A 13,692-nucleotide genomic window follows, 5' to 3' on the forward strand; every position below is an offset into this window, starting at 1 on the left:
TGGGCTGTTAAGTTTTTCTAATTAATATTAGTTTTTCAATGGAAAATAATAATTTTACTTATTTAAAACAGTATCTTGGTAATCGGTAAAATGTGAATAGTCAATTAAAATACAACGGTTTAGGCTGCTTTATACAAAATTAAAAAGAATTTTTATTTGGTGGAAATATCACTTTTTGTTTGAATGTTATTCAAATATTGAACCGAATCATAAAAAAGAAGCATTAATTTGTAAAAAGATGTGGGAGAGCTGATCTGTTAAGGAAAGTGATGTTTTTGTACGGTGGAATCATCTTTTCGGTATGACAAGGTCTGATTTTGATGTTAAGTTGAGATTAAGAAAAACAAGAATATATGCTAAGTAAAGAGGTTGATATGCAAGACACAAATGCAATTTATGACATTGCCGTTGTTGGAGCTGGAATCAATGGAGTGGGAATTGCAAATGATGCTGTTGGTCGTGGCTTAAATGTTTTCGTCTGCGAAAAAGATGATTTAGCTAGTCATACGTCTTCAGCGAGTAGCAAACTCATCCATGGTGGATTGCGTTATCTGGAACAAAAAGAATTTCGTTTAGTTCGTGAAGCATTACTTGAGCGTGAAGTCTTATTAAAAAAAGCGCCACATTTGATCCATCCCATGCGTTTTATCATGCCACATCAACCGTATTTGCGCCCAGCATGGCTAATTCGTTCGGGCTTATTTATTTATGATTATCTGGCAAAACGAGAAACTCTTGAAGGTTCTGAGTTAATTTATTTTAATGCTGATAGTCCACTAAAGGAAACGATCAGTCGTGGTTTTGAATACTCTGACTGTACCGTAGATGATGCTCGGTTAGTGGTGGTCAATGCATTGCAAGCACATGAACTAGGAGCGCAGATTCGAACACAGACCCGCTGTGTTTCTGCAACTCAGCAAGAGGGTGTGTGGTGTTTAACCTTAGAACATCAAAAACAACAATATCAAATTAAGGCAAGAGTTTTGGTGAATGCTACAGGTGCATGGGTCACTGATTTTATTCAACAGCAGTTGCTTCAAACGCCCAAAGCTGGAATTCGATTAGTACAAGGCAGTCACATTGTTGTGAAGCGCTTATACCCCGAACATCACGCTTTTATCCTGCAAAATGATGATCAGCGTATTGTTTTTGTGATCCCTTATTTAGATGAATACAGTTTGATTGGGACAACAGACCTAGAGTTTGAGGGTGATCCAAATCATGTACACATTACCGAACAAGAAACGGCATATCTAATAGATGTTATTAACGATCATTTTAAGCTGCAATTACAGCTTGATGATGTCATTTCTACCTATGCTGGTGTTCGGGCGCTGTATGATGATGAAAGCGCACAGGCTTCTAAAATAACCCGTGATTATGTCCTTGCACTGTCGAATGAAAGAGAACACGAAGCACCTCTTTTGACAGTGTACGGTGGAAAGTTAACAACTTATCGAAAGCTAGCAGAAGCAGCATTATCTCAGCTCAAACGGTATTTTCCTCAGATGAAAGCAGAATGGACGCTACAAGCAAAATTACCGGGTGCGGAGGATTTTGATTCAGTGGAATTATTGCGGACAGAATTAATGCAGAGTATTCAAGGTTTGGATTTACATACTGCACAGCGTTGGGCTAAAACCTATGGCTGTCGTGTTTGGCAGATGCTAGATGAGAAGAAGACCATGCAGGATTTAGGGCAGTCATTTGGGTATGGTCTATATCAGCAAGAGGTTGATTATTTATATAGAGTTGAATGGGCTAGGCATAGCCAAGATATTCTCTGGCGAAGAACAAAGCTGGGTATGAAACTCAATATAGCTGAAGTCCGAAGTTTAGATATGTATCTACATGATTTACATCAGCGTCGTGTGCAGGGTGATGCTGCCTAGTCTTGCATTGATGTTTATCTTCTTAAAAGTAGAGCATTGGGATTAAAAAAAGCCGCTTGCGCGGCTTTTTAAGCTTAGATTTCAATACCACCTAATTGTTTGCAGTCCACAGGTGTTTTCCATTTCACAGCAGTACCCCAAACCACTGGACGAACAATACGCCAAGGCCAGAATCCAAATCGTTGGCTTGCATTGTAATTAATCACCACATTGCCACCCACTTGGTGCGCGCGTTCAGCAAAGCGTGGATAAAGTTCTTCCACACTGCCATAAGTGCCTTTAGCAACTTTAATGCGTTTTTTGATGTCAAATTGAGTAGAGTCTGGAGTACCTTTAATGGCACAGACGTGCAGTGTAGATGTTGTTGTTGGTTCAGTTTGAGCCATTGCTAGGCTTGATACACCAACTAGACTGATGGTTAGCATGAGTGTTTTGAACATAGTTTTCCCCTTTGATGTTTCTTTTTGATTTATAAAGTTAAATTTTTAAAATATTTGAAAGATTGAAAAAAGACCGCTTATGCGGTCTTTTTTGAGAGCTTAATTTAAAGGTTAAGCAGATTTTTTCACAGCTTCTAAAAGTTCGTTTTGACGAGTTTTAAGAGCAGCTGGTAAGCGTTCACCAAGTTTATTGAACAACTCAGTATGACTTTCAATTTCTTTGATCCATTGATCTTTATCTTGAGAAGTCACAAGTTCAAATTGAGCTTTAGTAAAGTCAGAACCTGTCCAGTTTAATTGCTCATAAGTTGGTACTAAACCAATTGGAGTCTCAACAGCATCAGCACGGCCTTCACAGCGGTCAATGATCCACTCAAGAACACGCATGTTTTGACCAAAACCAGGCCATACAAAGTTACCTTCAGCATCACGACGGAACCAGTTCACGTTGTAAATGCCTGGGAGTTTGTTGCCTGCAGCTTTTGCTTTTGCTGCAACTTCTTCACCAAGTTCTAACCAGTGAGAGAAGTAATCCGCCATGTTGTAACCCGCAAATGGAAGCATTGCGAATGGGTCGCGACGAACGACACCTTGTTGACCTACAGCAGCTGCAGTTGTTTCAGAGCCCATAGTTGCAGCTTTATAAACACCATCTACCCAGTCAAATGCTTCTGAAATAAGAGGCACTGTGTCCGCACGACGGCCACCGAAGATGAATGCAGAAATCGGTACGCCTGCTGGGTTTTCCCAGTCAGCATCAATAGAAGGACATTGACCTGCTGAAACAGTAAAGCGTGCATTCGGGTGAGCTGCTTTTTCTTCACCAGTGTGCGGTTGACCTTTCCAATTAGTTAGGTTAGCAGGCACTTCTTTAGAAAGACCTTCCCACCATACTTCACCGTTGTCTGTTACAGCAACGTTGGTATAGATAACATCTTTAGTTAATGTTGCCATACAGTTTGGGTTCGTCTTGGTATTTGTACCAGGCGCTACACCAAAGAAACCAGCTTCAGGGTTGATCGCATATAAGCGACCATCTTCACCTGGTTTGATCCAAGCAATATCGTCACCTACGGTTTCAATTTTCCAACCTTCGTAACCCGCTGGTGGAATCAACATAGCAAAGTTCGTTTTACCACATGCAGAAGGGAATGCTGCTGCGATGTAGTGTTTCTCGCCTTGTGGATTTGTTACGCCAAGGATCAGCATGTGTTCAGCTAACCAGCCTTGTTGACGACCCATAGAAGAAGCAATACGTAAAGCTAGGCATTTTTTACCTAACAATGCGTTACCACCGTAACCTGAACCATAAGACCAAATTTCACGTGTTTCTGGATAGTGAACGATCCATTTTTCAGGATTGCAAGGCCAAGCCACGTCTTTTTCGCCGATCGCAAGTGGAGCACCTACTGTATGAACACAAGGAACATATTCGCCATCAGTACCTAATACGTCATAAACAGCTTTACCCATACGAGCCATTTTAGACATACTGACTGCTACATAAGGAGAGTCAGTAAGTTCGATACCAATGTGTGCAATATGAGAACCTAAAGGACCCATAGAGAACGGTACTACATATAAAGTACGACCTGCCATTGAACCGTCGAACAAACCATTTAGACGAGCACGCATTTCAGCAGGCTCTTCCCAGTTGTTTGTTGCGCCAGCATCTTCTTGTTTTTCAGAACAGATGTATGTACGACCTTCAACACGAGCAACGTCAGAAGGGTCAGAATTTGCAAGATAAGAACCAGGATGTGTTTCTTGGTTAAGCGCTTGCATCGTGCCGTTAGCGATCATCAAGTCGATATAACGTTGATATTCTTCTTCGCTACCGTCACACCATTCAATTTTCGCTGGTTTTGTTAATTTTGCAATTTCTTCCACCCATGCAATAAGCTTAGGGTGACGAACGAATTCTGGTGCGTTCACTTGGGTCATGGTGAGGCCTATCTCAAATATGTACACAGTTGTACAAAGTACAATCTCAACAATAGATTTACTGCTGAGATGAAAAGATGAAAAAAAAGTGGCTGTATTAAAGCATAATTTGATAAAAAAAATAAGACCAAAGCCGTATCTAAATTATGAACAATTTTGTAAAGGTATTTCATTTTAATTATTAAAAAACAATATTTTACTTTAATTTTATTGCTTTATTTGATGTATTTATTATATTTATGAGTATTATTCATTTAAAATATTTAAATTAAAAACAATGGTTTATAAATATTTTGTGATTGAGATTTATTATTGATTAAATAAATGAACGTCATTTGATTTTTACATAACCAAACTGTTAACTGTTGAATTTTTGGACAAAAATAGAGTAATTACTTTATGGAAGAGTGCGGGATGTCTGAGCAGTTAAAACCTTTGTCACTTATTTATAACAAAAAATCAGGTTTTCATGCCACAAATAAAGATGAAGTGTATGAACAACTGCTAGCCGATCTGAGTACTGCTGGTTTTGAAATACAGTCATTTGAGTTAAGTGAGTGCATGGACTTTGATCAGATGATGCAAGAGGTTTTATTACGTCATCGACAAGCAGAACATATAGGTGTTGTGGTTGCTGCAGGTGGAGACGGAACATTAAATGCAGTCGCTTCAAAGCTAATGGGTACTGATATTCCTATGGGAATATTGCCTTTAGGTACATTTAACTATGTCGCACGGGTCTTGAATATCCCGCTAGATTTATTAGAAGCGGCACATGTGATTGGCACGGGGAAAACACGTTCTGTGCATGTGGCACAGCTCAATCAACACATTTACCTGAACAATGCCAGCTTAGGGTTATATCCTTTATTTATTCAAAAGCGAGAACAGTTTAATCAGCATTTTGGACGTTTTCCATTGCATGCGTATACCTCGGCATTGGATGTTCTTATTCGTAACCGTAAAGAGTTAAAACTTGAGGTTGAAGTTGATGGGCAGCTTTATCCTGTTAAAACGCCATTGATTTTCTTTGGAAATAATCAGCTTCAATTGGCTGAAATGAAATTGCGTATTGCAGAAGCTGCCGAAGCTGGAAAGGTAGCAGGGGTGGTTGTTGCAAAAAGTGATAAACGCACACTGTTTAAAACCTTGTGGCAACTGATTAAAGGCAATTTGGATCAGGCTTCCGATGTTTATAGCTTTGCCGCAGATGAAGTGATTGTGCATTCAAAGCATAACAAGCTTACGGTTGCCGTAGATGGTGAAATCATTATGATGAAACCGCCTCTAAAAATTACAGTACGTAAACATGCACTGAATATCATGGTACCTGCATGATTTTACATTTGTCTGATTTACATTTCGGCACAGAACGCGAAGCCTGTTTGCAGGCTATTCATCTGTTATGTGAGGAACATCCTTTTGAAGCCGTAGTGGTTAGTGGCGATTTAACCCAGCGTGCACGGTTTATTCAGTTTTATGCTTGTCGGCAGTTTTTAGACAGTTTGAAGTTACCGTATTTGGTGGTGCCAGGAAATCATGATATCCCGCTGTACCATATTTGGAATCGTTTTTTTAATCCATTTGCGCGTTATCAACTGTTTTTTGGGGGGATGGAAAACACCTTAGAAACTGAACACTTTTATGTCATAGGCGTGAACAGTATTCGGAGGCGTTACCACACACGGGGGCATATTTCACTGAGCCAAATTCAAGAGATTGACCTGAAATTACAACTAGCACCTGCACACAAAATAAAGCTGATCGCCGCGCATCAACCTTTTTATACGCCACCAGACCATAGTCATGGTGTGAAAGACTGTCCAATGCTTGGTCGTATTGCGCTGGAGCAATGGAGTCAACAGGGTTTAAATGGGCTCTTGCATGGGCATTTGCATCATCCAGCAGTCTATGATCTGAATCAGATTTATCAACTTGGAGTATCACATCCTGTATTGGATATTCATGCTGGAACAGCGACATCTTATCGTTTACATGGTGGACGACCGAATAGCTTAAATATTATTTTAAATAATGCAGATGTGCAGCATTTGAGCTTTAATTCTGCAATAAATCGCTTCGAGTTGATGCAGAAAAATATCTCAGATTGATTTGTGTGTCTAAACTTTGATTAGGTTTGCTTAAAAAGAGCGCAAAAATATAAAAATATTTTGTATTTGCCCTTGAAGCCCTTTTTTCCATCCCCACAAAAGTGTCATATCAAAATTTTGTTGATGACCTAGGAATAAGAAGTCATCTTCACATCGTAATCAATGACATTCTGAAAATGTCTATGGAGTTAGAAATGAGCAAAATTCGTCCTTTACATGACAACGTTGTGATTCGCCGCGTAGAGAAAGAAACTAAAACTGCTGGCGGTTTGATTTTGAGCACTTCTGCTGCTGAACAGCCAGCTCAAGGTGAAATTATTGCAGTAGGTAATGGCAAAATCACAGACAATGGCGTTCGTGCTTTAGACGTAAAAGTGGGCGACAATGTACTGTTCGGTGCTTATGCAGGCACTAAAGTTAAGGTTGAAGGCGAAGAGCTTCTAGTAATGAAAGAGTCTGATATTTTAGCAGTTCTTGAAGGTTAATTCGGAACGGTCATTTGCTGTTTAAGCAATACAATTGATTAAAATTTAAGAATATTTGGAGTTAAGCATGTCAGCTAAAGATGTAAAATTTGGTGATTCAGCACGTTCTAAAATGATTGCAGGCGTAAACGTACTTGCAGATGCTGTAAAAGTGACTTTAGGCCCTAAAGGCCGTAATGTTGTGATCGACCGTTCTTTCGGCGCACCGCACATCACTAAAGATGGTGTAACTGTTGCGAAAGAAATTTCTCTAAAAGACAAATTTGAGAACATGGGCGCTCAATTGGTTCGTGAAGTATCTTCTAAAACCAATGACATCGCGGGTGACGGTACAACAACAGCAACTGTACTCGCTCAAGCAATTTTAAATGAAGGCATCAAGTCTGTAACTGCGGGCATGAACCCAATGGACTTGAAACGTGGTATTGACCTTGCAGTTAAAGCATTGGTTGCTGAAATTAAAGCAACAGCAAAACCTGCTTCTGATACTAAAGCGATTGAACAAGTGGGTTCAATCTCTGCAAACTCTGACGAAACTGTAGGTAAACTCATTGCACAAGCAATGGAACGCGTAGGCAAAGAAGGCGTGATTACCGTTGAAGAAGGTTCAGGCTTTGAAGATGCTTTGGACGTTGTTGAAGGTATGCAGTTTGACCGTGGTTATATCAGCCCGTATTTTGCAAACAAACAAGACACTTTAACTGCTGAACTTGAAAACCCATTCATTCTTCTTGTTGATAAAAAAATCAGCAACATCCGTGAATTGATTACTGTGCTAGAAGCTGTTGCTAAAACAGGTAAACCACTTTTAATCATCGCTGAAGATGTTGAAGGTGAGGCTTTAGCTACACTGGTTGTCAACAACATGCGTGGCATTATTAAAGTATGTGCGGTTAAAGCGCCAGGTTTTGGTGACCGTCGTAAAGCAATGCTTCAAGATATCGCAATCTTGACTGGTGCGACTGTGATTTCTGAAGAAGTGGGCATGACGTTAGAGCAAGCTTCTCTTCAAGACTTAGGTACTGCGCACAAAATTACAGTATCTAAAGAAAATACTGTGATTGTTGATGGTGCTGGTGATGCAACTCAAATTGCTGAACGTGTCACTCAAATCCGTGCGCAAATTGAAGAGTCGACGTCTGAATACGACAAAGAAAAACTTCAAGAACGCGTTGCTAAATTGGCAGGCGGTGTAGCTGTGATCAAAATTGGCGCAGCGACTGAAGTTGAAATGAAAGAGAAAAAAGACCGTGTAGACGATGCGCTTCATGCTACGCGTGCTGCGGTTGAAGAAGGTGTGGTTGCTGGCGGTGGTGTTGCACTGGTACGTGCTGCAGCTGCGCTTGATGGCGTAACAGGTGCAAACGATGATCAAAATGTAGGTATCAACATTTTACGTCGTGCGATTGAAGCACCACTTCGTCAAATCGTTGCCAATGCGGGTGATGAGCCTTCAGTTGTGATCAATGCCGTGAAAAATGGTCAAGGTAACTTTGGTTATAACGCTGCAACGTCTGAGTATGGTGACATGCTAGAAATGGGTATTCTTGACCCTGCGAAAGTAACACGTTCTGCACTTGAACATGCTGCATCTGTCGCAGGTTTAATGTTGACTACAGAATGTATGATTACTGACGTTCCAGAAGACAAGCCTGCAATGCCTGATATGGGTGGCATGGGTGGTATGGGCGGCATGATGTAAATACTCGCCTAGCGTTGCTAATCAAAAAATCCCTGCATTTCGCGGGGATTTTTTATTTGGGTAAGTTATTCCAAAAACTTGATTATTTTAACATTCAGCTCAGATTGGCTAGGTCGTTACCTTTTATCGCATTACATTTATTTCAATAAAGTCTGAATCAATCAATTAAATACGGTTGTCAGCAGTAAGGTTGATTGAATCATTTGTTGATTACTTTTAAGAGAAGGGCTATCTCGAATAAAACGATATTATTCACATTTATTCCGACATGATTTGTGATGGACTGATATTTCTTGAAATATTTGGAATTAAATAAAATATACATTTATAGATTAATTGCTGTTTTATTGATCTAAATCCGATGTATTTGATCTTCAGCATTGCTAGAATCTGCGCGAATTTTAGCAATGTGGTGTTTTTTGTGTTCGAGAAGCTTGCAGAACAAAGTTTAACCTTAATGGGGTGGCAGATTGATAATCACTGGGATTTGAATATCAATCAATGTGTCATGATTGCAGCGCCACATACCAGTAATTGGGATGCACTCTATGCGCGTTTGGCACTAAAAGCCTTAGGGGTGAATGTCCGTATCACGATAAAAGACAGTTATATGAAGTTGCCTTTTGGCCCTTTTGTCCGTGCTATGGGGGGAATTGGTATTGACCGTCGTCCAAAACATGAAGGTGAACCACGTCCAAGCATGGTGCAATTGATGAGTGATCTTTTTAAAGAACATCCTAAATTAGTCATGTTAGTCACCCCAGAAGGAACACGTGCTAAGCAGGAGCAATGGAAAACAGGTTTTTACCATGTTGCGATAAGTGCAGGTGTACCGATTGCATTGGCTTATATGGATTATGCAAAGAAAAAAACGGGAATCGGTAAAATTGTTTACCCTACGGGTGACTATGAGAAAGATATGGCAGAGATTATGGCATTTTACGCTGAAATTTCAGCGAAATTTCCGCAGAAGTTTAGTGTAGATACGCGTTATCATTCAGATTCTATGAAACAAGAAATTGAAGCATAATCAGTGATAAATCAAAAAAGACAGCACGCATGCTGTCTTTTTATTTGTCCAAAATTTTAAGGTGTGTCTTGAGCCGTGGTCGGTAAAACGCCACCTAAAGATTGACAGGCTGTAGTGTAGTTTTGTAGCTGGGTTTCTATAACTTCAGGTAGTGGCAGGTCAAAGATTTTATCGCCATGTTGATAGCTTTCTACATAAGATTGGGCTTTTTGTTTGCTGCTAGCAAGTATTTGTTCATGAAAACTGGTCATGGAGCTGTGATCAGCTTGGTCACGTTCAATATTTTGACAATCGAAATATTGTAATAGTTTTTCAGCTTGTTTAATTTCTTTAGATGAGCTGATGGAGCAGGCACTGACAAAGCAAAGACTAAAAAGTGCAAAATACGGTTTCATATATGCTGAATAGATGGTTTTTGAGAGTGGCGTTATTGTATAAATTTTTGTGAATAGTGAGAAAGCTTAAACATCGTAAGTTGCTTAAAGAAGTGGCAATTTTGACAGAAAGCACACAATTAAATGTCTAGATCGTTTGTCATAAAATGTTAAAAATCCGCTACTGATTTAAAAGGTAGCTGATACATAAAAAACAGCCTGAGCTAAATAAGAGTCCCAGTACGATTTGTTTAAATTGGCGTTCAGAAATTTTATAAAATAAGCGTGCACCTAGCATGGCCGGTAGACTGACACTTAAAATCAAGATACCCATATAGGGTAAATGCTGTAGGCTTAAATTTCCACGAAGTAGGTAGCTAAATAGTGTGAATACTTGGATCGCAAAATTAAAATGTCTCAAAATAAAACGTTGCTGCTCTTTAGGTAGATTTTTTAACATGACCCAAGCAGAAGGAAGTGAGCCACAAAACCCGCCTAAACCGCCGAGTATGCCACCAATAAAACCAATACAGCTGTCGGCATATCTTCCTGAAGATTGAATAGAACGAATTTGTGGATTCAAGAGCATCAATGGACACCAAAGCACTAAAAATATACCAAGCATTAGCTTAAACATATCCGCTTGAATAATCTCTAAAAGATAGGTTCCCAGCGGAACACCTAAAATGCCAGCCAAAACGTAGGGTGCAATAAGATTTTTATTGATCTGAAAAGATGATTCTGATTTTAAGGAGATAAGATGGCTCCATACAGAAGCAAAAACCACTAATGGTGCTGCTAGCTGTGGTGCTAAAACCCATACCCAAAATGACATGGCAATTAAGGCAAAGGCAAAACCCGTTAAGCCCTGAACAAAACCAGCAACCATTGCACCTAAAATAAAGACCAGCCAAGTCATCGCATATATGCCGAAAATTTTATAGGGTAAGTGATATTTCGTTCAGCCGAAAGCGACATAGATCTTGCTAAAATTTTGAAATATCGAAACATAAAATGTCTTTGCTTTAGTAGCTTATGCTGTCTTTTGAAATAAGCCTGCACGTACAGTGCCAGCCTTGGTGCTCTTTACTTGAACCCAGGAGCTTGGAAGTCTTAGCAGATTTAACTCACGATCCGCTTCTACATAAATATAGCCATTCTTTTGAATCAGCGGGTCAGCCAAGAGAGCTAATTGTTCCCATAACTCTAGGCTATACGGTGGATCTAAAAAGACCAAATCAAACTGTTCTTTTAGGTTGGGCAAGCTTTGCTGTGCTGTTGAGACTTTTAATTGTGCACGAGACTTAGGTACTTTCAAGAGCTCTAAGTTTTGTGTTAAAAACTGTGCTTGACTGCGGTCAGGTTCAATCATCACTACTTTTGAAGCACCACGTGATAGAGCTTCGAATGCCAATGCACCCGAACCTGCACAAATATCCAAAACATTGGTATTTTGCACATCCCACATAAGCCAATTAAACAAAGTTTCACGGACTCGATCAGGCGTGGGGCGCAAACCTTCAATATTGGCGAAAGGGAGTTGGCGACGTTTCCATTCCCCCCCGATGATACGAAGTTGATTTTTCATAATTAGTCTGGCTCTTCAGTAGCAGGGGGTGGAGTAGCTGAATGGTTAGTGTTCGGAGCTACTGTTGTACTTTGTACGGAGGTTGCTGAACGACCTTGTGGGGCTACTGCTGTATTTGCTGCGGGTGGCGTGCTGTCACTCGGCAACTCACCCGGTTTAATCCCCGCTGTCATGAGTCCACCACTGATTTGATGGTTTTGCGGACGAATTGGATTTTTATGGCGAGTTTGCAACCAATAATCTAGCACAGGGCGAGCTAGCTGAGCTGCTGATCCGCCGTGACGCCCATTTTCCCAGACGACCGCAATTGCAATCTCTGGATTTTCCGCAGGCGCAAAGCCAACAAATAAACCATGGTCGAGCTGACGTTCTGTTAAAAGTGCTTCGTTATAACGTTTACCTTGAGCAATACTTTTAACCTGTGCGGTACCTGTTTTACCTGCAATTTTATACATTGGTGTACGAATACCACGTCCTGTACCCGTTTCCACGACATCGACCATAGCATCACGCATTTTTACCCAGTCTTCGTCTGTACCATTGAACTGAATTCGACCATCAGGTGCATTTAGGTCTTTATGTGGTTTTGCGCCTTTACTGGTTTGTAAAACATGTGGAATTACATGTGAACCATGATTCGCAGTAATGGCAGTTGCCATGGCTAATTGTAGGGGGGTTGCGGTAAAAGCACCTTGTCCAATACTGACAGAAATGGTTTCACCTTTAAGCCACTTGGCATCGCGAGTACGCATTTTCCATTCAGGGTTTGGATAAAGACCTGTGCTTTCACTTGGTAAATCAACACCTGTTTTTTCACCAAAACCAAACTGACGCATCCATGTGTTCATTTTTTCAATGCCCATGCGGAAAGACAGAATGTAATAAAAGGTATCGCAAGAAACAACTTGGGCTTTATGCAAATTGACCACGCCATGTCCTGACTTTTTCCAGTCACGGAATTTATGCGAATCTCCCGGCAGGGTGAAATAGCCGTGATCGGAAATAGCAGTACCCCAATCAATCAAGCCATAATGAATACCACCTAAACCAAACATCGGTTTAATGGTTGAACCAGGTGGATAAGCCCCTTGTACAGCACGGTTATAAAGGGGTTGATCAAGGTTGTCTCGCAGACCACTATAGTCGGTATGGCTAATGCCTGTCACAAACAGGTTTGGGTTAAAACTAGGACTTGATACGAGGGCGAGGATTTCACCTGTACGTGGGTCCATGGCCACAATTGCACCGCGACGACCTGCGAGTTGTTCTGTCGCAACGACTTGTAAGCCATAATCGAGTGACAGGTATAAATCGTTGCCACGAATTGGCTCTTTGCGACCTAAATGTCGTAATACATTGCCGTGAGCATCCGCTTCGACAGACTCGTTTCCAGGAACGCCATGTAGCAAATCTTCATAGGATTTTTCTACCCCAATTTTACCAATCAGGTTAGTGCCCGCATATAAGTCTTTATTGATACTTTTTAATTCTTTATCGTTAATACGTCCCACATAACCAATCACATGAGCAAATAGCTCGCCATGTGGATAGTAACGTGTCATTTGAGTTTCGATGTTTACCCCTGGAAATTGATATTTGACTTCACTAAAACGTGCAATATCGTTTTCATTCAAATTGAGTTTAATCGAAACACGCTCAGTTTTACGTGATGCTTTAATACGACTTTGAAAACGGTCAATATCTTCTTGGCTAAGTTCTAAAATGGGCGTTAGACGTTCAATTGTCTTATCAATATCTGGAACATCTGCACGGCTCATAGTGGCTGTGAAAACAGGATAGTTGTCGGCTAAGAGCACACCATTACGGTCATAAATATAGCCGCGGGCAGGGGCTAAAGGCTGTAGCCGAATACGGTTTTGGTCAGATGCGGTGGAAAATTCATCGTACTGTACCAGCTGTAAATACGCATAGCGGGAGACTAAAATCAGTAAGAAAAAGATCACAATACCCATGGAAATAAAGGTACGATTTCGAAAAATGCGCTTTTCTTGTTGAACGTTTTTTAAAGGAAAGTGCTGTTTCATACCAAATCGACTTAGACACATGGATAAAGAGGAATATACCTGCGCGCTATTCTAACGCATGTCTCCCTGTTTTGATATTTG

12 protein-coding genes are annotated in these 13,692 nt (G+C 40.5%); 6 read left to right on the top strand and 6 right to left on the bottom strand.

Features of this window, described 5'->3' with window-relative positions; genetic code table 11:
• Positions 1–374 precede the first annotated feature (374 nt).
• On the top strand, positions 375–1,892 hold the full coding sequence (gene glpD, locus GBI16_RS10135) for a glycerol-3-phosphate dehydrogenase (RefSeq protein WP_086208441.1): 1,518 nt from the start codon (positions 375–377) through the stop codon (positions 1,890–1,892).
• Positions 1,893–1,966: 74 nt separating this feature from the next.
• On the opposite strand, the gene GBI16_RS10140 is transcribed toward glpD, so the two are convergent.
• Both GBI16_RS10140 and GBI16_RS10145 read right to left on the bottom strand, forming a co-directional pair.
• The gene (locus GBI16_RS10140) at positions 1,967–2,332 is read right to left on the bottom strand and encodes a hypothetical protein (RefSeq protein ID WP_086208440.1); all 366 of its coding nucleotides are present in this window, start codon (positions 2,330–2,332) and stop codon (positions 1,967–1,969) included.
• A 111-nt stretch (positions 2,333–2,443) separates the two neighbouring features.
• Positions 2,444–4,276, bottom strand: coding sequence for a phosphoenolpyruvate carboxykinase (GTP) (locus GBI16_RS10145; protein WP_110975770.1), 1,833 nt, complete (start codon positions 4,274–4,276; stop codon positions 2,444–2,446).
• A 414-nt stretch (positions 4,277–4,690) separates the two neighbouring features.
• Between GBI16_RS10145 and GBI16_RS10150 the strand changes: the two genes are divergently transcribed.
• The 5 genes from GBI16_RS10150 (at position 4,691) to GBI16_RS10170 (ending at position 9,604) form a co-directional block, all read left to right on the top strand.
• Positions 4,691–5,614 (top strand): diacylglycerol kinase family protein, encoded by a 924-nt coding sequence (locus GBI16_RS10150; protein WP_086208438.1) that lies wholly within the window; start codon positions 4,691–4,693, stop codon positions 5,612–5,614.
• Positions 5,611–6,387 (top strand): metallophosphoesterase, encoded by a 777-nt coding sequence (locus tag GBI16_RS10155; RefSeq protein WP_151707021.1) that lies wholly within the window; start codon positions 5,611–5,613, stop codon positions 6,385–6,387. Before GBI16_RS10150 ends, GBI16_RS10155 begins: the two co-directional genes overlap by 4 nt.
• A 194-nt stretch (positions 6,388–6,581) precedes the next feature.
• Positions 6,582–6,872 carry a co-chaperone GroES gene (gene groES, locus GBI16_RS10160; RefSeq protein ID WP_010326285.1) on the top strand — a complete coding sequence of 97 codons (291 nt, stop codon included), beginning with the start codon at positions 6,582–6,584 and terminating at the stop codon, positions 6,870–6,872.
• Positions 6,873–6,939: 67 nt separating this feature from the next.
• A complete protein-coding gene (groL, locus tag GBI16_RS10165) occupies positions 6,940–8,574 on the top strand; it encodes a chaperonin GroEL (RefSeq protein ID WP_086208436.1) in 1,635 nt (544 codons plus the stop codon).
• Between the two features lie 421 nt (positions 8,575–8,995).
• On the top strand, positions 8,996–9,604 hold the full coding sequence (locus GBI16_RS10170) for a 1-acyl-sn-glycerol-3-phosphate acyltransferase (protein ID WP_171264412.1): 609 nt from the start codon (positions 8,996–8,998) through the stop codon (positions 9,602–9,604).
• Between the two features lie 56 nt (positions 9,605–9,660).
• Here GBI16_RS10170 and GBI16_RS10175 read toward each other — a convergent pair whose 3' ends face one another.
• From GBI16_RS10175 to mrdA, 4 genes are all read right to left on the bottom strand, one after another.
• Entirely contained in the window at positions 9,661–9,999 is a 339-nt protein-coding gene (locus GBI16_RS10175; protein ID WP_110975664.1) for a hypothetical protein, read from the bottom strand.
• Between the two features lie 160 nt (positions 10,000–10,159).
• Positions 10,160–10,897: a sulfite exporter TauE/SafE family protein gene (locus GBI16_RS10180; protein WP_151707022.1), complete on the bottom strand. Its 738-nt coding sequence runs from the start codon at positions 10,895–10,897 to the stop codon at positions 10,160–10,162.
• Positions 10,898–11,011: 114 nt separating this feature from the next.
• Positions 11,012–11,566, bottom strand: coding sequence for a 16S rRNA (guanine(966)-N(2))-methyltransferase RsmD (gene rsmD, locus GBI16_RS10185; RefSeq protein ID WP_110975659.1), 555 nt, complete (start codon positions 11,564–11,566; stop codon positions 11,012–11,014).
• A 2-nt stretch (positions 11,567–11,568) separates the two neighbouring features.
• Positions 11,569–13,611 carry a penicillin-binding protein 2 gene (gene mrdA, locus GBI16_RS10190; protein ID WP_086208431.1) on the bottom strand — a complete coding sequence of 681 codons (2,043 nt, stop codon included), beginning with the start codon at positions 13,609–13,611 and terminating at the stop codon, positions 11,569–11,571.
• Between the last annotated feature and the right edge of the window lie 81 nt (positions 13,612–13,692).

Origin of the sequence: Acinetobacter sp. TUM15064 (assembly GCF_008980265.1) — a bacterium.
Lineage (GTDB): Bacteria > Pseudomonadota > Gammaproteobacteria > Pseudomonadales > Moraxellaceae > Acinetobacter.